Genomic DNA, 19,224 nt, shown 5'->3' with positions numbered 1-19,224 from the left:
GCCTGGAACGGGTCTGTTTGCTCTAGCCAAATAGCTTAGTCCAGGGTTGGCTCGGCGACGGGGGCGACGACAGGCTGGGCAATCAGGCGACTCAAGACCAAGGTAACCAGTATGGTCGCCAGCAGGGTGATCGCCATCAGGTGAATGAAGTGCAGTGGGCTCCAGACGAAGGTGAACAGGGCATAGAGCAAGACCCCGAAGACCAGACCCCATTTTATCGCCTTGGCGCTGACATTTTTGAAGACCAGCGCACAGATAAAGGCCGCCAGTACCGGCATCGAGTAGAGGCCGTTGAGCTGTTGCAGCAGGGCTATGATGCTCTCGGAGCGGGCGAACAGGGGCACCAGGGCGACCGAGATCAGGGTGAACACCAGAGCGACCCGAGTGCCTATCTTGCGCACGTTGGCATCGGCGTTGATGTAGTTCTGGTGGATGTCGCAGGTGTAGAGGGCGGCGGCCGAGTTGAGGCAGGAGTTGAAGGAGCTGAGCACGGCGCCGGCAATCACTGCGGCGAAGGCGCCAGAGAGCCAGCTTGGCAGCAGGTCACCCACCAACTTGCCGTAGGCCACGTCGCCCACATCGCCATAGAGCTTAAAGGCGACTATGCCCGGCAGCACCACGATCACTGGGATGATCAGCTTCATCACCACGGCGGCGTACAGACCCTTCTGCGCCTCCTTCACCGACTTGGCAGCTAGGGCGCGCTGGGTGATCACCATGTTGGTGCCCCAGTAGAAGATCTGAATGAAGATCATCCCGGTGAGCAGGGTCGACCAAGGAATATCCGACTGGCTATCGCCGATCAGGGTCAGGCGTTCCAACGGGACGCCGGAGAGATCCCAGTCCACGGCATGCATCGCCAGATAGGAGACTGCCAGCCCCATCAGGATCAGCCCCAGGCCATTGAGGGTATCAGAGATGGCGATGGCTCTCAGGCCGCCGAAGATGGCGTAGATGGCGCCCACCACGGCAAAGATGATCGCCAGCACTGTGACGGAGATGGAGAGGCCGAACATGGATTTCATGAACAGCGAACCTGTGTAGAGCACCACGGGCAGCAGGATGAAGGCGTAGCCCAGCATGAAGAGCACAGAGACCATGGCGCGGATCCCCTTGTCCTGATACTTACGCTCCAGCAGCTCTGTGGTGGTGGTGCAGTTGTAGCGGTAATAGATGGGGATCAGCCACTTGGCCAGGATGATAAGACCGATTGCGGCGGCGATCTCCCACCAGGCGACCAGCAGGGTCTGGGCGCCATTCATGCCGACGATCTGCTCGGCGCTGATGTTGGTCATCATCAAGGAGCCGGCCACCACTATCCAGCTCAGGCCGCCACCGGCGAGAAAGTAGTCGCGACTGTCGTTGGCGTCGCGGGTCACCTTGCGACACTTAAGATAGGTGATCAGGGCGACCAGCGTCGTGAGGGCGACGAAGATCGCCACCTGTATTGTCTGTTCCATCTGCTTGCTTCCTTATTGTTATTGTCTTGCCAGGGTGCGGATATCGTCATCGCTGCCCACTGGCATCAGGGTAAAGCCGAAGCGGATCGACTCGGCCTTGATGCAGTAGGGCCCGTGCACAGGACGGCCCCAGGAGGTATCACCGCCGACGCCCATCTGGCGGTAATCGATATTCCAGGTGACGAACTCCCTGAGCGGGATCTCGGCGCCGTGGTTGCGGGTGACCGCCACCAGACCCGAGGCCGAGTCCTGGGCATCGCCGCGGCGAAAATCTATGTCGGCCTGGGCGAATGGCCAGAGGCTGGTCTGTAGGGTGGCGATCTCTTGGCGCTGATCTCTTGTGTGAGCCTGGTTAGCGATCGCTAGCCATCCTTGACCCTGATGATCTGTCACCGCGGCGTAGCGCACCTGAGTGCGCTGGCCCGTCTCCTGGGGTCTTGGGTATCTGTGATAGGTTTGCTCGATTGGCAGGGCATACCAACCCAGGGGATTGCCCGACTGGCGATCGGCATAGGTCTCCTCTGGGCCACGGCCAAAGTAACTCAGGTATCTGTGCTGAAAGCTTAGCTTGGTGCTGAAGCCGAAGCGGGGCAGATCGGCGAGCGGCTTATTCCCGGGGATAAATTGGCTGTCGACTGTCAGGCGTCCCGCCTCATCCAGGCTATAGCGGGTGCGCAGGCTAAAGCCCATCTCCGCATGGCTCTGGCTTATGGTCAGGCCAAGGGCGGGATCGGCGTCGATCGCCGTAACTTCAAGCTCAGTCGCCGCGTCTTGCCAGGCCCCGGCCCACTCAGGCATCTGGTTACCCAGATCGTTATCGGTTGGCGCGCGCCAGAAGTTAGCCATCAGTGGCGCCTTAAGCTGAGGCTCACCCTCTTGGTAGATCTGGGTCAGCCAGCCGCTGCGTTTATCAAACTCATAGCTCAGCTCACCCGAGGTGAGGCGATAGCTGCCGCTATCCTCGCTGATCTTGGCCTGGTTTTTCTTTACTTGATAAGCGGCTCTAGCCCCGAAGCGTGGCAAGGCAAACTGCTCGAAGGCGATGCGGTGATCGCTCGGCAGCAGCGGCCTAGGAGCATCGACCAGCACCTCGAGTAGCAGGTGATACTCGAAGGGGGCGCTAAGGCTCTGTTTGCCCGGCAGGGTGAAGCTGACACGGGCCTGCTCGCCGGGGGAGAGTATCGGCATGACCTGGCGTTTGCTCGCGATGATCTTGCCATCTCGCTGCAGCGTCCAGTTCAGGCTCAGGTTTGATGTGGAGGCGAAGTCGAAGCCGTTGATGAGATTCACCCAGGCCTTATCACCTTCAATCTTTAAGTCTGTCAACTTGATGGGCTGATAGACCTTCTTCACCTCACTCAGGTGGGGATGGGGGTTACGGTCGGGATCCACCAGGCCGTTGTTGAGGAAGTTGCCGTCGGTGGGCATATCGGGGTGATAGTCCTTACCGTAGGCCCAGTATCTCTGACCTAAATCGTTGCTGAAGGCCAGCGCCTGATCCACCCAGTCCCAGATGAAGCCACCCTGCAGCTGGGGATAGGCCTCTATCACATCCCAGTAGTCTTGCAGGTTGCCCACAGAGTTGCCCATGGCGTGGGCGTACTCGATCATGATCAGCGGTCGGTCGCTGGCACGCTCGGCGTATTCGCGTATCCGCTCGATGGAGGGATACATGGGGGCGACGATATCCGTGTAAGGCGCCTCGCCCGCCGGTTCATACTGCACAGGGCGGCTGGGATCCCGCTGTTTTATCCACTGATAGAGGCGCTCAAACAGCTTGCCTTCGCCCGCCTCGTTACCCAGGGACCAGATGATCACCGAGGGGTGGTTCTTGTCGCGCTCGACCATACGCTCGATGCGTGCCTGATGGGCGGGCAGCCAGCTCATCTCGTTGCCCAGCTGGGTCTTGTCGTCTATCGCCAGCGGGTGGGACTCTATGTTGGCCTCATCGATCACATACAGGCCATAGCGGTCGGCGAGGCTGAGCCAGTAGGGATGGTTCGGGTAGTGGCTGGATCGCACCGCATTGATGTTGTTCTGCTTCATCAGGCGGATATCCAACTCCATGGTCTCACGGCTGACCACATGGCCGGTTTGGGGGTCTGTTTCGTGGCGATCCACGCCGCGTATGGTGATCGCCTTGTTGTTGACCTTAAGCTGACCCTTCTCGATGGCGATCTTGCGCACGCCGATTTGCTGACTGGCGACCTGAAGCGTCTCTCCCGCCTCTGTCTTGAGGGTCAGGATGAGCCGGTACAGATTCGGGGTCTCGGCGTTCCAAAGCTTGGGGGATTTTAGAATCTGGCTAAAGTCGAGCTTGGCATCGCCTTTCAGGCTCAGGCGCTGGTTAGCTTTCGCGACCGGCTTGCCTTGGGGATCCAACAGGCGCGCCTCCAATTCAAGGGCTCTTACCTCTGGCTGGTGGCTGGTGAGATTTACCCTGATGGCAAGCTCGGCTTGGGTGAGATCCTCGTTTAAATGAGTGATGACCTGGATATCTTCTATGCGCTGCTTGGGCGTGGCGTAGAGGTAGACCTCGCGCTCTATGCCCGTCATGCGCAACATATCCTGGCTTTCCAGGTAACTGGCGTCGCTCCAGCGGATCAACTGCATGGCGATGAGATTGTCGCCCGCTTGCAGGTAGGGGGTGATGTCGAACTCAGCCGGGGTCTTGGCGCCCTGGCTGTAACTGACCTCACGGCCATTGACGAACAGGGTGAGGGCCGAGCGCGCCGCGCCTATATGGATGAACACCTGTTTCTGCTGCCAATGGGCGGGCAGGGTGAAGGTCTTGCGGTAGAGGCCTGTGGGGTTGTGATCATTTGGTGCATCGGGCCACTTCGTGTCGAAGGGATAGCGCTCGTCGAGGTAGATGGCGTGGCCGTAGCCCTGGGTCTCGAAATTGCCCGGCACCTGTATGCTACCCCAGTGGCTGGCATCAAACTCGGCAGCGGCGAAGCCTTTAGGGGTGGCGCCGGGATTCTTGGCCAGATGAAAGTGCCAGCGGCCGTTGAGATCCAGATAATGCTGGCTGCGATCCATCTCATCTAACAGCGCCAGGGGCTCGGACTCATAGCCGAAGAAGCTGGCATGGGACGCCAGCTTGTTGACCTCGAATAGGGTGTGATCCTGCCAGCGATCCCTTGCAAACGCCGGGTTGGAGATTACTAGCCCAAAGACTAGGGAGAATGCAAGTGCATAGGAGAGTTTCTGTAGCAGAGAGAAGCGATTGATCATTGTGGTGTGTCCTTACGTTGCCAGGTGATGGCAATAAAATCCAAAGTGGGGCTGATGGCGATCCGAGAGGGGCTGTGATGGTGTGGCGTCGGCGGGGTAAGCTGGGTTACCGCCTGCCAGCTGCGCAGCTCTTGCTGGGGCGTCTTGGTCATTCTTTCATGTGTGCCCGCTAACGGCAGGTAGGGCCAGGCGCGAAGCACAGTGCCCTCAAGGTTAAACAGCCAACCATCGCTGCTCCAGGCATAGTCTTCACTGCCCTGGCCTAGGGCGATAAGCGGCGTGTGGCTGCGAGATTCTGGGTCGAACAGGGTGACGACTCGCTCGCCGTCCATGCGTTTCTTAAGGTAGCTAAACTGCTTGATACTCGGCAGGGCGTGCAGGCTGCGCCCGACATCGCTCACCACGAAGTGACGCTCGTCGGCGCTTTCGCCAACTGGCTCATAGTAGAGGTTATAGCCATATCTGGCCCAGATCAGGGTACCGATACCCTCTAGCCTGGCATGGTAACCTGCTGGGATCAGGCTGTTTACCGCGCGCTCGGGAGCGGTTTCATCATGCAGTGACTGTCGCCAGATGCTCTGGTGGGGCACACCCTGCTCGGCCACATAGGTGAGGCCCTGTGAAGTTAGCTGAGGTGAGTATTCGCTGATCTCTGGGGTGTGGGTCAGGGCGGTTATTTTGCCCGTTTCGATGTCGAATCGAAAGATGTCGTTATGATCACCGGCGCGATCGGAGGCGAACACCAGCTGTTTGCCCTTGGGGCCAAATGCAGCCTGATTGTCGTAACCCGGGCGGTCGCTGACCCTGACGGGCTCGCCGAGTCGCCAGTGGGGGGCGTCGGCCTGTTTGGTTAAGGGATAGAGCCAGATGTCATAGCCCGCGGCGCTGACCTGAGCGGTCGCGCCGCCTAACAGGCAGAGGCTGGTCTTGAGTATGTTTCCGAAAGTATTGGATTGATTAGTTTTTTGTTTTTTTGTCGGCACAGTATTGTACTTCCCATCTTATCGCAGGATGGCAAGTACAATACAAGATATTTGGAATAATGTATACAATCTATGGTTTGAGCGCAGTTAGGGCTAGCCTGTGGTCTCCTGAGGCTCGACGGCGATATCGGCCTCGTGCTGTCTGCCGGACTTGAGCTCGCAAACCACATGTTCGACAAAACCGGCGCCGGCGGCCTCGTAGAGGTTGAATACACTGTGCACCCCGGCGGCCTTGAGGGATTGGGCATCCTCGCTGTATTGCACGATCGCGCTCAGCTTGCCCTGATAATCCAGGCGCTTTAGTTGCTCCACCGCAAACTGGTTACCCGCGTGATGGGGCATGGCCAGCAGCACCAGTTCGAGATTCGGCGCCCTGTCCAGCTTCTCCCAGAAGTCGGTATCCGAGGCGTCGCCCTGTACCACGTTGCGTCCCTGCTGGCGGTGGAAGTCCACCAACTCTTGCTTGTGTTCTATCCCCAGGATCTCGCCGTCAAACTGATTGGCCAGCTCGTCGTAGGCACCGCTACCGATACGTCCCATCCCCAGGATGAGGAAGCGTGGGTTGCCCACGGGGATCTGTCTGTCTTCGGGGTGCAGCGGGTGTCTTTCCAGCTTCTGCAAGCGACTCTGAAACTTCTGATACAGGCGGGCCGAGGCGGCATTAAGGGGCGCGGCAAACAAAAAGCTGAGGCTGAGGGCGACGGCCAGGATCACCAACCATTGCCCGGGTAGCCAGCCCTTGCTGGTGGCCACGGCGGCGACGATCAGGCCAAACTCGCTGTAGTTGCCCAGGTTGAACGAGGTCATCAAGGAGGTACGCGAACGCAGCCTGAAGTGGGTCAGCAAGTAGAGGAAGAGCACTATCTTCACCGGCACGATAAGCACTAAGAGGGCCGCCAGGCCGATGTCGGCGAAGCTCGGCAAGCCATTGAGACCTACGGTGAGAAAGAAGGCCACCAGAAACAGCTCTTTGAAGTAGAAGAGCGACTTGGCCAGCTCAGACGACTTGGCGTGACCCGCTAGCAGTATGCCTATGATAAGCGCACCCAGGTCCGGCTTGAGACCGACCAGTTCGAATAGGCCGGCACCCACCACCAGGGCCATTACCAGGCCGAAGAGCACTAAGAGTTCGCCGTGACCGACCTTGTCGAACGCCTTGTAGATGAGCGGTTTAGCGAAGGGCAGCAGCAGGAGTCCCAGAGCCCAGACTGAAGGGATATCCCCCTTGGAGATGGTGAGGAAGGCGACGGCGAAGATATCCTGCATGATAAGAATACCGATGGCGACACGGCCATAGAGGGACTGCATGTCACCTTTATCTTCGAGCACCTTGACGGCGAAGATGGTGCTGGAGAAGCTCAGCGCGAAGGCCAGCAGGGTAAGCTGATTGAACGCCAGGCCGCTCAGTTGCTCCAGCCCCAGCAGGCCGAGCAGCTTAAGCAGGGGCACCAGGAAGATAATAGATCCCATCAGATGCAGGCTGGAGCCCGCCCACACCTCGGCCTTAAACAGGCTACGAATATCCAGCTTGAGGCCGATGGCAAACAGCAGCAGGGTTACACCCAGCTCCGCCAGCTGTTCCAATAGGGGCAGGCTGCTCTCGTCGATACCGAAGAGGAACAATACAAAGCCCGCGACCAGATAACCTATGAGTGGTGGTAAACCGATACGACTGACAAGCATGCCACAGGCTAAGGTGATGATGAGGATGGCGGGTTCCATGTTGCTCCTAGAGATCCGTAAGGTATACCCCTGATTGTATAGGAATTGGGTTAACTATAAATGAAAACTTTGATGAGCGAGCTATCTTTTAGCCCTTAATAAAAAACCTCCCGCAGGAGGTTTTTAGGTAGTTTAGACGAGACTGCCTGAGCTTATTTGGCTAGCAAGTGATCCAGGTGGGCGGCAAACTCCGCAGGCTTCATGAAGCCAGTGACCCGCAGATCGTCGCGGATCTCGCCCTTGGCATCGAACATCAACAGGGTAGGTAGCCCCAGCACCTCGTAGTGCTCAAGTAGCTCGATATCGATGGCGTCGTTTTTGGTCACGTCGGCCTGGAGGAACACCATCTGCGACAGACGGGCCTGCACCTCTGGGTCGACGAAGGTGATCTTCTCAAACTCCTTACAGGCGACACACCAGTCGGCGTAGAGATCCAGCATCACGGGCTTACCCTGTGCACTGGCGGCGGCCACTTCGGCCTGTAGATCTTCAAGGCTCTTGATGGTCTTGTGGCTCACCTTATGGCTAACCGCACCCGTCTGGGCCTGGTAGCCCAGGCTGGCCATGACGGCCTGGAAGCCATAGGAGAAGCTGCCCAGCAGGATCAATAACAGCAGTACCGAGCGCACCGTCTGCTTCCAGTTAAACTCGGTGAGTTTGTTCTGATGCATCAGGTAGGCGGTTAGACTGATGCCCCACAGGGCCCAGAGCAGATCCGACACCAGTCCGGTCCAGATTCGGCCTATCATCAGGATAGAGACGGCGATCAGCAGGAAGCCGAACACTGTCTTGATCACATCCATCCAGGCGCCGGCGCGTGGCAGCAGCTTACCGCCCGATGAGCCTATGATCAGCAGCGGCAGCCCCATGCCCATGCTGAGCACATAGAGGGCCAGGAAGCCTTGCAGCAGGTCGCCGGTTTGTGCCACATAGACCAAGGCGCCCGATAGCGGCGCCGTGGTGCAAGGGGATGCCACCAGACCCGAGATGATCCCCATGACAAACACACCTAGGACGTTGCCACCCTTCTGGTTGTTAGAGAAGCGGTTCATCTTCTCCTGCCAGCTAGACGGCAGGCGTAGCTCGTACAGGCCGAACATTGAGAGGCTGAGAACTAAGAAGAGGACCGCCAGCCCCACCAACACGGCAGGGTGTTGCAATGCGGCCTGATATTTCATGCCTGCCGAGGCGACGATAAGCCCCAGCAGCGAATAGGTGATCGCCATCCCCTGCACATAGACCATGGAGAGGCTGAAGGCCTTGCCGGTAGAGAGTTTCTCACCCTGGCCGACGATGATGCCCGACAGGATCGGGTACATGGGGAAGACGCACGGGGTCAGCGCCAGGCCTATGCCCAGGCCGAAGAAGATAACCAGGGTCCACAGCAGGTTGTCGCCAGAAAGCATCTGGCTGAGAGAATCCTGTTGGGTGATAGGCGCCTGATTGCTTGCGGTTTCACTCGCTACTGGTGCAGCCTTCATCGCCTCGGGTAGCAGACCCTCGTTGGCGGCGACCTGGGTCAGGGCCGCGCTACGTGTGGTGGGCGGGAAGCAGAGCTTACCTTCGGCGCAGCCCATGAAGGTTACGCTGATGTTGGCCTCGGCCGTGGCTTCTTTGAGAGCCACAGGCACCTCGACGTAAGAGTAGTAGACCTCCTGCTCGCCGAAATACTCATCGCTGTGAGCCTTGCCCTTAGGCAGTTGGATCTCACCCAGGGTCGCGCCGTCGGCGGCGAACTTGAGCTTGTCGCGATACAGGTAGTAACCGTCGGCGATCACCCAGCTGATCTTGACCAGGTTGCCCTCTTGTTGGGCATCGAAGACGAAGGCCTGATCCACAGGCATCAGCTGAGGTTCATCTTTAAGAAAATCAAACTTACTGTTGCTGAACAGGCTTTCACTTTGCGCCCCGGGGGCGATCAACAGCAGGGTCGAGAGGAAGAGGAACAGTATTTTCTTCATGATAGTGAGGTTTCTTTTATCCATGCTAAGTAAGCCGCCGAACCTGTGTGGATCTCTGTGGCGATCAGCTCGGGAACTTGGTAGGGGTGCAGCGACAAGAGGCGTTGCTCCAACTTGTCGTAATGACGGGCGAGACATTTTATCTGCAGGCATACCTCTGTCTCCTGACACACTTCACCCTCCCAGGTGTAGAGCGAGGTGACGGGGGCGGAGATCTGAATACAGGCCGCCAGCTTGGCTTCCACTAAGGCGCGGGCCAGGGTGCTGGCCGTCTCATTGTCCGGGCAGCTGGTGGTGACGAGTAGACATTTTTCCTGCATCTGTTGCTATTACCCTGTATGGTCATTAATTGGGTGTTAAGGTAACCGGGTTATACTGGCTCTCGAGGGTATCGTGAGCATCAGGGTCTGTTTATCTTTCAGGTTTAATTTTTGTTCAATCTAAACGTGTCTTGCTCAAGGCGCGTGCTGTGTCGCATAGTTATTCTATGTAAAAAGCACGCAACACCGGGCAAGGCGCGTTTAAATGAACCCTTCGGGCAGCTTTTGTAGGCCATTTCTACGGCGTTATCTCCTGTTCATGTAGATTAACTACACTACACAGGCTCTGCCTTGTATAAATCCCCTACAAAATGCTGCAAAAACAAACAGGAAAGGTCAACAGACCCTAGCTACTTTACGTGTTTTGTCGGCGACTTGCATTAAGCTATTGCTAAAATAGTGAGCTTATCCCAAGTTTGTCACTGGGATAAATTCGCTAAAAAAGCCGCCTGACTTGAAAGTAGACCCGTTCGCCCCCATTTAGTTTTCAATCAATTAGAAATTTCGTCAGTTTGTGAGGTCAGCGTGTTTTTCATCCTATTGATTATCTTTGTTCTCATTCCCGTTATTGAGCTCAATGTGCTGATTCGCGTTGGCGAAAACTTAGGCAGCTGGACAACCGTGGGCCTGGTGATCTTCACCGCCGTGGTGGGGGTCTCTCTGGTGCGTAGCCAGGGGATACACACCCTGATGCAGGTGCAGCAGAAGCTGGCGCGCGGCGAGGCGCCGGGTCAGGAGATCGTCGAGGGGATGATGCTGGCCATGGCTGGTCTACTGCTGCTGATCCCAGGCTTCGTGACCGACTTTATCGGCCTTTTGCTGTTAACCCCGCTCACCCGCGCGCCCATCGCCGCCTTCCTCTACAAGCGGATGCAGGTCAAGGTGAGTCAGCAGGGAGGCTTTCATGGCCAATTTGGGCAGGGGCCATTTGGGTCAAATGGTTCGGCCGGTGGCCGCTCGCCCTTCGACCGCTCACCCTTCGATGAGCAGGGCAACACCTTCGATGGCGACTATGAGCGCAAGCCAGATCCTTCCGAGAAGCTCGATGAAGAGCGTCAGTTAGGCGACAAGCCTGAGGTCGATAAGCCTGAGGGTGATAAGGCGAGCGACGAGGACAAGCGCGAGCCGAAGTAAATCGGCTTAGTCATTAGCCTTCTTGTTGAGCCATTACTCATCTAGCTGGGCCATCACTTCCTTGGGATTTCTGGGGTAGAAGTGGTCCGCCTTCCTGTCGATATGTTGAAAACGGCGGGTGTTCTTGTAGGGCAGTTTCATGAAGCCTGACACCCCTTTCCCCTGAATCTTATCCACATGGCTGAGGATCCTGTCTAGGCTCGCCCTGAAGGCGGCCTGCTTACGGGGATTCAACAGACGCAGATAGCTGTGGATCTTCATATGGTTAGGTAACACCTCGAAGATGATGCAGCCGGTGTGGTGGATCTGGTTGATCCAGCCAAGCTCTGTCATGATCTCCTTGGGCAGCTCCAGATTTTCATCCGGGTCGCGACCGTCCTCGAAGTAGGAGTGCAGCCTGGATTTATCCTCCAGCGAAGGCACATCGCCCACCTCGAAGGGCAGCTGCTGATCCGGGCTTGGTTTGAAGGGCTGACTGGTGTCGTCGCGCTCCAGATGCAGGGTGTCGCGGGCGTTGAAGAAGCAGGCCTTAAACACCCCGATACGGCGGATGCCCCGCGCCAGGGTCACCATGTTGTTCACCGCCAGGATGAGCGCCGCCTTCTCCTCGGCGTTATAGGTGGCCAGGTTAGAGTCGATAAAGACCCCGGACTCCTGCCAGTGGATCGCCAGTCCGCCAACCAGCGAATATTGGCCCACCCGGCTGACCGCGGCGATAAAACCCTTCTCTGTGTCTCCCATGCCCGCCATGAAGTTGCGGTAGTACTTCTCCAGCTGGAGATCGTCCATCTTCTCTATCGGCTCATCCTCGTTGTGCTCCCGCAGAAAGGATTTACGCGAGCTGTAGGTGACAGTCTCCACATCTTTGGCCTGCTTGAGGGTCCACACTGGGATCTCAGGCTGCAGTGGCGCCATGGGCAGATCCGGCAGATGCAGACGATGGCTATGGGCCATGCTCTTAAGAAAGTAATCCCCGGCCCGGTTGCGGGTGACGGGATCCTCGCTGAGCATGCCGTCCAGGGTGCGGGCCAGCTCTATGGGCAGGCCTATGCTGCTGGCGGGGATCACCTTGCTGCCGAATCGGCTGGCCTGACCCGAGGCCAGGGCGTAGAGGGTCGCCGCCACCCCTTGCTCGTCGAATCTGGGGCTGGAGAGGGCGCCGCTAAGCTGCTCCTCACCGATGAAATAGACATCCCCCATGCGGGCGTTGGTGTGTTGCTGATCGCTGGAGAGCAGATCCATCACATTGCCGTTGACCGGATTGCCCTCGCCATCGCGCTGGGCAAATACCGCTGAGCCCCAGTCGATCAGCGAGAGATGATCCCGCTCCATGTCGTACACCAGATTAGAGGGCTTGATGTCGCCGTGTACCAGGGGGCGGCCGTTGTGCAGATAGTTGAGGATCTGCGCCAGCTGGCGAGCGATACTGACTATGATGCGCGCCGGCAGGGCGCCATGCCTGAGGCAGAGCTTGTCGAGATCTTCCCCCGGCGCCCTGGCCATCACCAGGATCCCTTGCTTGCCCACATGCTCAAACTTGATCACCGGAGGCACATTAGGGTGGATCACCTGGGAGAGCATATAGGCCTCCTCCTCCAGCCTGTCCTGGATCTGCTGGGGCAGGGTGATACGGGAGAACTTGAACACGTGTGCATGGCCATGGCCATTGATGCCGGCGAACACGAAACCGTAGGCGCCCTTGCCCACCAGTTCGATGTCTGAGTAGCCCAGCTTGCTCAGCTGCTGTTTACAGAGCCTGATCCACGCCCTGTGTTTACGGGCGTCATCGGCCTTGAGCAGGTAGATAGACTGCTCTTCGGAGATATAGAAGTGTTGTAGCTCAGGGCTGGGGGCTTGGCTGTTGGGCATGGGTCATTTCACTGAATACTGATATGTTTTTATAGCAAGAAGCGGCGGCTAGGCACAATAGCTAGATTTTTCAGCAGTGCGATGCCTAACCGATATTTTCGTATGAGATGTTGACCTATATCAATTCTGTTACATACACATACAGGTAACCTGAAGCTAATATAAAACTAAGCTTCATTTTTGAGCGACTTTGATGAGTGAGGAGGGCGAAATGACGGAACTAAACAAAGCCCTATTGATTGAGTTATTAGAATATCCGAGGAAGCGCATCGTGCAGTCGATGGAGCTAAAGTTTTGTCCTCACGCGGGTTTTTTCAATAGCACAGACCCCCAGTGCATCCACTGTTATCAGGGGATGGAGTGCGTCTGGATGAACCATAACGACGAGCTGGTGGCCGTCGAACGCAAGTCGGTTGCCGAGCTGAAGCAACAGCTGCTGATCGCGGTTGATTTTATCGACTCCAGCCTCACCCCTCATCACCTGTCGCGCCGTAACTGCGAATGTGAAAACTGTGTCTGGCTCAGACGGGTACAAAAAGTCCTGGATATTCAATAACGACCAAGAGAAAAGCTTGCTGAAATAATCGGTAAGCTGGCATCTTGGCCAGCGAGAGATTAGAGTAGCCTGCATAATGAGACACTTGCTTATGCGGAGCTAACGATGCAACCCAGTTTTTGGCACGACAAATGGGCCTCACAGCAGATAGGTTTTCATCTGGATGAGGTCAACGCCCTTCTTATCGATTATTGGCCGCAGCTCGAGTTAGCTGCCGGCAGCCAGGTCTTTGTTCCCCTGTGTGGTAAAACCTTAGATCTCTGTTATCTGGCCGAGCAGGGGCTAGAGGTGATCGGCTGTGAGCTGAACCAGAGCGCGGTGGAGCAGTTCTTCAGCGACAACGAGCTGCCGGTCGAGCGCCAATCGAGTGGCGAGCATGAGTGCTACCGCACCGAGCAGGTGAGCATCTACCAAGGGGATCTGTTTCGGCTGCCAAAGGAACCCTTGGAGGCGGTGAGCGGCTTCTATGACAGGGCGGCGCTGATCGCCTGGCCCCCAGAGATGCGCCAGCAATATGTGGAGTGCCTGGCCGGGTTATTGCCGCCTAAGAGCATAGGCTTGCTGATCACCTTAGACTATCCCCAGGAAGCGCTAAAAGGCCCACCATTTGCGGTATCGGATGCCTGGATCCAGGAGCATATGAGCCCCTATTTCGAGATCGAGTGCCTCAGCACCCAGGATGTGCTGGCCGAGAATCCAAGGTTCGTGAAGAAGCAGGTGCCCTGGCTGACCGAGTCTGTCTATCGTCTGGTGAGGCGTTAAGCTACAGCAACTTAAGCTACAGAAACCTAAGCTAAAAAAAGTAAGCGTTAGAAAGCAAAAAGGCGACCTAGGGTCGCCTTTTTCATGAGAGCCAGAGGCTCATCGAATTAGAAGTCGTAACGAACACCAACGGTGAAGATGTTATCGTCTTCTAGGTCAACTTTCATGCCAGCAACTTTGTGGTCGCCTTCGTACATTGCATAGTGACCGTAGATCAGAGTTGATTTAGCTACGCGGTAGTCAGCACCCACAGTGATGTTAGTCACGTTGATGTCAGTACCAGCTACACCAGAGATGTTTTTGTAGTACTTACCGAAACCAGCTTCGTCTTTACCGTACTCAGCTTTCAGGTTAACGCCGTTCAGGTTGTAGGCAACGTTCACGAAGTAAGTGTTGTTGTCTTCTGAACCGTCTTTAACGCTTTCAGAGTTTTGGAATAGACCGCCTACTTTGAAGTCGCCTAGTTTAACTTGAGCAACACCACGGTATGCGTCGATACCAGAGATGCCTTTGTTGTAAGCTACTGCAACATAGTAGTTTTGTGCCTTGAACTTCTTGTCACCCAGAGTTGCGCTTAGAGCGTACTGGTCATCAGCATTTTCAACGCCAGCCTGGTTGTTGTCAGTCATCAGGTAAGTCGCGTTCAGAGTGATCAGGTCAGCGATCTTTGGAGAGTAGTACCAGATACCGTCGGCGCTACGAGTTTGCGCGCCTACCAGACGGTCGATATCGGCGTTTGAGTTACCGAATAGGTCGATGCCACCTTCAGATTGCTTGAATACTGTGTCGTTACGACCAACAAGCAGGGTACCGGCTGCGCTCTTAAGACCTAGGAATGTGTTACGAGCCTTGAATACGTCACCTTTAGAAGAAGTATTCTCAACTTGGAATTCCATTTGGTAGATAACATCGATACCGTCAGAAATCTTTTCAGAACCTTTCACACCTAGGTGTGAGAAGTTGTTCTCAAGAATAGTACCATCTTTACCTTCTTGAGTAGTTGAACCCTTGTCAGAGTTAGTTAGGGTTAGGTCTAAACGACCGTAGAAGTTAGGGCCATCGGCTAGCGCGCCGAATGAGGTCAGTGCAATAACAGATGCTACTGATGCAGAGATTAGAGATTTTTTCATGTATTGTGCTCCCAAGAACTGAGTTCTTTTCCATTTTTTAATGGTTATTAACATAGTTTCCATAATTTGCTCCGAGGGTCCGTTCTCGTAACAAAGTTGGCCAGAAGTTTACAGTTTTATGGCAGCAAGAGTGTGGCGCAGATCAAATTTCTGCTTATCGAGATTAGCTTTACGAGGAATTTGTGACAGATCTGTCTCATCCGTTTAAAAAACAGCCAATCCTTGTAAATTTAACGTATTACGCCTACTCCCAAAGGGGTATGCACTCTGCTGTTGATGTAAACAAACTGTAACTTATTAAGAAGTTGCTAAAATTGTAGGCGTTTTGCTTGGTAAAGCATAAATATGTTTAAAAAGTGTGCGCTTACGCACAAATATTGCGTGTTTTTTCGCTGACAGGGTCGAAAGCAGTGGGAGCGCAGATAAAGCCACGCGGCGAGTAAAGCGGCTAGAAGAAAAGCAAAAAGGCGGCTCTTGGCCGCCTTTATTTAAGCTGGAGACAAGTTAGAAGTCGAAGCGCATACCTAGGGTGACTATGTCATCACCCAGATCTTGCTTCATGCCAGCCAGTTTCAGGTCGCCATCATATTTAGTGTAGTGACCATAAAACAGCGTGCTCTTACTGATACGGTAGTCGGCACCTATGCTGAACTGTTGTAGATCTACGTCAGACAGGGTTTCCATGCCCGCGCCATCGCTACCACCCACATAACGCTTCACATACTTGCCCAGACCCGAATCGTCCTTACCGTACATCGCCTTAAACTTCAGGTTACCCATCACATAGGCGGCATTGATAAAGTAGGTATCGCCTTCTAGGTTGGCGTACTTGCTGTCCACATGTTCACTGTTCTGATACAGGGCGCCTAAGATCACCTGACCTAGCTTCACCTGTGCTACGCCGCGATAGGCTTTCACATCGTCGATGTTGTCGTTGTAGGCCGCGGCAACATAGTAGTTCTGCGCCTTGAGCGCCTTATCACCTAAGGTGGCGCTGAGGGCATACATGTTGTCTGGTGCCACGCGCTCGTTGCCGTCATAGGTCACATAGTTGTCTTCCATCAGGTAGGTGGCGTTCAAGGTGATGAGATCGGCGATCTTAGGCGAGTAGTAGGTGATACCGTCTGCGGTACGCGATTGACCGGCGGCCAGCAGATCGATATCTGAGTTGGTGTTACCGAAGAGGTCGAAGCCACCTTCGGATGCCTTAAATACGGTGTCGTTACGACCCACAAGGGCGGTACCTATGACGCTTCTTAGCCCCAGGTAGGTGTTACGTGCGGCAAAGGTATTGCCTGAGTTGTCATAGTTGCTGACACCAAACTCCATCTGGTAGATCACTTCCAGGCCGTCGGCGACTTTTTCGCTGCCCTTCACCCCTAACCAAGAGAAGTTGTTCTCTATGATGGTGCCATCTTTCTGGTTTTGGGTGGCGATGCCATTATCCGAGTGAGTGAAGGCAAGATCGGCACGGCCATAGAACTGAGGACCGTCGGCGAGCGCGGTGAATGAGGTGGCTGCGAGGGTGGCGAAAATGCTTGCCGATAGAACAGATTTTTTCATTGTCATCTTCCTGTAGCGATTATGGCCATCTCAAAGAGGGCCTTTGATTTTTTAGCTAGCGAGAGTCATGGGCCCAGAGGGAGCTTTCTTGGCCGCTTATGCTGCGTCGCGGCGTCAGTGTGCCCAGAAGTGCAATGTTGAGATGTGATCCGTGTCGCAAATCATTGGTTTTACGTGAGTTTTATCATGTTGTTTTACATTTAAAAACAGTGGGTTAATTTGGTCTTTACCCTGTTTCACCCTCTGCTTTCCTGGCTGCTGCAATCGCCCCATAGGCTTAACACTTGTCACCGTTTTTCTTTTTGGGCATTTGCCTGGGATTGCGGTAAAATCGGCGGGATTTTAGTTATCTTACCGGAGCCCACCTTGAGCCAACCTGAACTCTCTGACGCCTATCTCAATCGCTTTGCCGGCATTGGCCGCCTATATGGCGCTAAGGCACTGACCCGATTTGCGCAGTCCCATGTGGCTGTGGTCGGCATAGGCGGGGTAGGTACCTGGGTGGCCGAGGCGTTGGCCCGCAGCGGCATAGGCGAGATCACCCTGATCGATCTCGACGATATCTGCGTCACCAACACCAACCGCCAGCTGCACGCCCTCAAGGAGACGATAGGTGAGTCTAAGGTGGCCGTAATGGCCGAGCGTATCATGCAGATTAACCCAGAGTGCCGGGTCAATCAGGTGGAAGATTTCATCACCACAGATAACCTGAATGACTATTTTACCGGTCGTAAGCAGGGCGGTAGTCTGGACTATGTGGTCGACTGTATCGATGCGGTCAAACCTAAGGCGGCATTGATCGCCCACTGTAAGCGCCAGAAGCTGCCGATAGTGACGGTAGGTGGCGCCGGCGGTCAGACAGATCCCACTCAGATCCAGGTGGCGGATCTGGCTAAGACCTACCAAGATCCTCTGCTGGCCAAGGTACGTAACCTGCTGCGCCGCGAATACAATTTCTCTAAGAATGTGCAGCGCCGTTTCAGTATCGAGGCCGTGTTCTCCACCGAGCAGTTGGTCTATCCCCAGGCCGATGGCAGCGTCTGCAACGTCAAGGCCACGGCCGAGGGTAGCATGCGCATGGATTGTGCCTCTGGCTTTGGCGCCGTCACAGTCGTGACAGGCAGCTTCGGTTTTACCGCCGTGAGCCGGGTGCTGACCAAGCTTGCCGCCAAGGCATAGCCGATATCGCCTGCTGGCCTGAGGCGTAAATCACCAAAAACTTGATTTAAGTCTAAAGTCACCCTTTGGTCACTTGTTAGACTCAGTCGACATTTTTTGCTGGTGATTGATTATGAAACAGGCCCTGTTAAATCGATTCTTACGCTATGTGCAATTTGATACTCAGTCTGACGGGAGCCAAAGCTGCTGCCCCAGTACCCAGGGACAGATGGCGCTGGCGGATCAACTCAGAGAGGAGCTGATCAAGTTAGGCTTCAGTCAGGTGGCGCTTTCCGCGACTGGCTATCTGACGGCCCTGGTGCCCGCGACGGTCAATGGGGTTCCGCCCATTGGCTTTATCGCCCACTTGGACACGGCGCCCGACTTTAGCGGTGCCAATGTTCGTCCTCAGCTGATCGAGAACTATGATGGCGGCGATATCCCCCTCGGCGCGCAGCATAGACTCTCTCCCGAGGAGTTTCCCGAGTTAGATCACTACCTGGGACAGACGCTGATCACCACAGATGGTAGCAGCCTGCTGGGCGCCGACGACAAGGCGGGGATCGCCGAGATCATCACAGCGCTATCGACCCTTCTGCAAGATCCCGACAGTCGCCATGGCGATGTCTATCTCTGTTTCACGCCGGATGAAGAGATAGGGCGCGGCGCCGACAAGTTTGATTTCGACGCCTTCAAGGCCGAGTGGGCCTACACGGTAGATGGCGGCGAGCTAGGTGGGCTGGAGTTCGAAAACTTCAACGGCGCCACGGCCGTGGTGACCGCCAAGGGCAACAACTGCCATCCGGGTTCGGCCTACGGCGTCATGGTTAACGCCCAGACCATGGCTGCGCGTTTTCATGCCAAGATGCCGCTGGGCGATACCCCGGAGAACAGCCTGGACTACGCCGGCTTCTTCCACCTGATTGAGATGAAAGGGGTGACCGAAGAGGCGCAGCTCACCTATCTGATCCGCGACTTCGATCTGGACCAGTTTGAGCAGCGCAAGCGTTGGCTTGTCGAGCGGGTCGAGGCCTGCGATGCTCAGCTACAGCAGGGTTCATTAAGCGTCAGCATCACAGACAGCTACTACAACATGCGCGATCAGCTGATCCCCCATCCCCATATCGTCGATATCGCCAAGCAGGCGATGACTGATCTCGGCATCACCCCCAAGATCAAACCGATCCGCGGCGGCACCGATGGAAGTCGTCTCTCCTACATGGGGCTGCCTTGTCCTAATCTGTTTACCGGTGGCCATAACTTCCATGGCAAGCATGAGTTTATCTGTCTGGAATCTATGGTGAAGGCGACCGAGGTGATCATGGGGATCTGTCAGCTGACGGCCAAGCAGTTGAAAGCCTGATGAGTG

At 55.7% G+C, this 19,224-nt stretch carries 14 protein-coding genes; 5 read left to right on the top strand and 9 right to left on the bottom strand.

Annotated elements, in window-relative coordinates; translation table 11 throughout:
• Positions 1-35: 35 nt before the first annotated feature.
• The 6 genes from K0H81_RS17020 to cutA form a co-directional block, all read right to left on the bottom strand.
• Positions 36-1,460: a solute:sodium symporter family transporter gene (locus tag K0H81_RS17020; protein WP_220059103.1), complete on the bottom strand. Its 1,425-nt coding sequence runs from the start codon at positions 1,458-1,460 to the stop codon at positions 36-38.
• 18 nt (positions 1,461-1,478) lie between these two features.
• The gene (locus K0H81_RS17015; RefSeq protein WP_220059102.1) at positions 1,479-4,697 is read right to left on the bottom strand and encodes a glycoside hydrolase family 2 TIM barrel-domain containing protein; all 3,219 of its coding nucleotides are present in this window, start codon (positions 4,695-4,697) and stop codon (positions 1,479-1,481) included.
• Entirely contained in the window at positions 4,694-5,680 is a 987-nt protein-coding gene (locus K0H81_RS17010) for a TolB family protein (RefSeq protein ID WP_220059101.1), read from the bottom strand. Before K0H81_RS17010 ends, K0H81_RS17015 begins: the two co-directional genes overlap by 4 nt.
• A 93-nt stretch (positions 5,681-5,773) precedes the next feature.
• Entirely contained in the window at positions 5,774-7,402 is a 1,629-nt protein-coding gene (locus K0H81_RS17005) for a cation:proton antiporter family protein (protein ID WP_220059100.1), read from the bottom strand.
• A 152-nt stretch (positions 7,403-7,554) separates the two neighbouring features.
• Entirely contained in the window at positions 7,555-9,363 is a 1,809-nt protein-coding gene (locus K0H81_RS17000) for a protein-disulfide reductase DsbD (RefSeq protein ID WP_220059099.1), read from the bottom strand.
• Positions 9,360-9,683, bottom strand: a complete 324-nt coding sequence (gene cutA, locus K0H81_RS16995; RefSeq protein WP_144202758.1) for a divalent-cation tolerance protein CutA — start codon at positions 9,681-9,683, stop codon at positions 9,360-9,362. Before cutA ends, K0H81_RS17000 begins: the two co-directional genes overlap by 4 nt.
• Before the next feature lie 525 nt (positions 9,684-10,208).
• Between cutA and K0H81_RS16990 the strand changes: the two genes are divergently transcribed.
• Positions 10,209-10,817, top strand: a complete 609-nt coding sequence (locus K0H81_RS16990; protein ID WP_220059098.1) for an FxsA family protein — start codon at positions 10,209-10,211, stop codon at positions 10,815-10,817.
• 33 nt (positions 10,818-10,850) lie between these two features.
• Here the strand turns inward: K0H81_RS16990 and K0H81_RS16985 are convergent, their stop codons facing one another.
• Entirely contained in the window at positions 10,851-12,686 is a 1,836-nt protein-coding gene (locus tag K0H81_RS16985) for a protein kinase domain-containing protein (RefSeq protein WP_220059097.1), read from the bottom strand.
• Positions 12,687-12,897: 211 nt separating this feature from the next.
• Here K0H81_RS16985 and K0H81_RS16980 point away from each other — a divergent pair, with 211 nt between their 5' ends.
• Both K0H81_RS16980 and K0H81_RS16975 read left to right on the top strand, forming a co-directional pair.
• Positions 12,898-13,242, top strand: a complete 345-nt coding sequence (locus K0H81_RS16980) for a hypothetical protein (protein WP_011867058.1) — start codon at positions 12,898-12,900, stop codon at positions 13,240-13,242.
• 105 nt (positions 13,243-13,347) lie between these two features.
• Positions 13,348-14,004: a thiopurine S-methyltransferase gene (locus tag K0H81_RS16975; protein WP_220059096.1), complete on the top strand. Its 657-nt coding sequence runs from the start codon at positions 13,348-13,350 to the stop codon at positions 14,002-14,004.
• Positions 14,005-14,111: 107 nt separating this feature from the next.
• Here K0H81_RS16975 and K0H81_RS16970 read toward each other — a convergent pair whose 3' ends face one another.
• Together K0H81_RS16970 and K0H81_RS16965 are read right to left on the bottom strand one after the other, a co-directional pair.
• Complete coding sequence (locus tag K0H81_RS16970; protein WP_220060885.1) at positions 14,112-15,134, bottom strand: porin; 1,023 nt, start codon at positions 15,132-15,134, stop codon at positions 14,112-14,114.
• A 504-nt stretch (positions 15,135-15,638) separates the two neighbouring features.
• Entirely contained in the window at positions 15,639-16,697 is a 1,059-nt protein-coding gene (locus tag K0H81_RS16965; RefSeq protein ID WP_144202767.1) for a porin, read from the bottom strand.
• Positions 16,698-17,063: 366 nt separating this feature from the next.
• On the opposite strand from K0H81_RS16965, the gene tcdA reads away from it, so the two are divergent.
• Complete coding sequence (tcdA, locus tag K0H81_RS16960; RefSeq protein WP_144202770.1) at positions 17,064-17,876, top strand: tRNA cyclic N6-threonylcarbamoyladenosine(37) synthase TcdA; 813 nt, start codon at positions 17,064-17,066, stop codon at positions 17,874-17,876.
• A gap of 112 nt (positions 17,877-17,988) precedes the next feature.
• The gene (gene pepT / locus K0H81_RS16955; RefSeq protein WP_220059095.1) at positions 17,989-19,218 is read left to right on the top strand and encodes a peptidase T; all 1,230 of its coding nucleotides are present in this window, start codon (positions 17,989-17,991) and stop codon (positions 19,216-19,218) included.
• The last annotated feature ends 6 nt before the right edge of the window (positions 19,219-19,224 follow it).

It is taken from the genome of Shewanella halotolerans (assembly GCF_019457535.1).
In the GTDB taxonomy this organism is placed as follows: Bacteria; Pseudomonadota; Gammaproteobacteria; order Enterobacterales; family Shewanellaceae; genus Shewanella; species Shewanella halotolerans.
This window is presented reverse-complemented; position numbering and strand designations above follow the sequence as displayed.

Bases quoted from the DNA above. Each gene is read 5' to 3' on its own strand.
- K0H81_RS17020 (WP_220059103.1), bottom strand. From the start codon at position 1,460: ATGGAACAGACAATACAGGTGGCGATCTTCGTCGCCCTCACGACGCTG.
- K0H81_RS17015 (WP_220059102.1), bottom strand. From the start codon at position 4,697: ATGATCAATCGCTTCTCTCTGCTACAGAAACTCTCCTATGCACTTGCA.
- K0H81_RS17005 (WP_220059100.1), bottom strand. From the start codon at position 7,402: ATGGAACCCGCCATCCTCATCATCACCTTAGCCTGTGGCATGCTTGTC.
- K0H81_RS17000 (WP_220059099.1), bottom strand. From the start codon at position 9,363: ATGAAGAAAATACTGTTCCTCTTCCTCTCGACCCTGCTGTTGATCGCC.
- cutA (WP_144202758.1), bottom strand. From the start codon at position 9,683: ATGCAGGAAAAATGTCTACTCGTCACCACCAGCTGCCCGGACAATGAG.
- K0H81_RS16985 (WP_220059097.1), bottom strand. From the start codon at position 12,686: ATGCCCAACAGCCAAGCCCCCAGCCCTGAGCTACAACACTTCTATATC.
- K0H81_RS16980 (WP_011867058.1), top strand. From the start codon at position 12,898: ATGACGGAACTAAACAAAGCCCTATTGATTGAGTTATTAGAATATCCG.
- K0H81_RS16975 (WP_220059096.1), top strand. From the start codon at position 13,348: ATGCAACCCAGTTTTTGGCACGACAAATGGGCCTCACAGCAGATAGGT.
- K0H81_RS16970 (WP_220060885.1), bottom strand. From the start codon at position 15,134: ATGAAAAAATCTCTAATCTCTGCATCAGTAGCATCTGTTATTGCACTG.
- K0H81_RS16965 (WP_144202767.1), bottom strand. From the start codon at position 16,697: ATGAAAAAATCTGTTCTATCGGCAAGCATTTTCGCCACCCTCGCAGCC.
- pepT (WP_220059095.1), top strand. From the start codon at position 17,989: ATGAAACAGGCCCTGTTAAATCGATTCTTACGCTATGTGCAATTTGAT.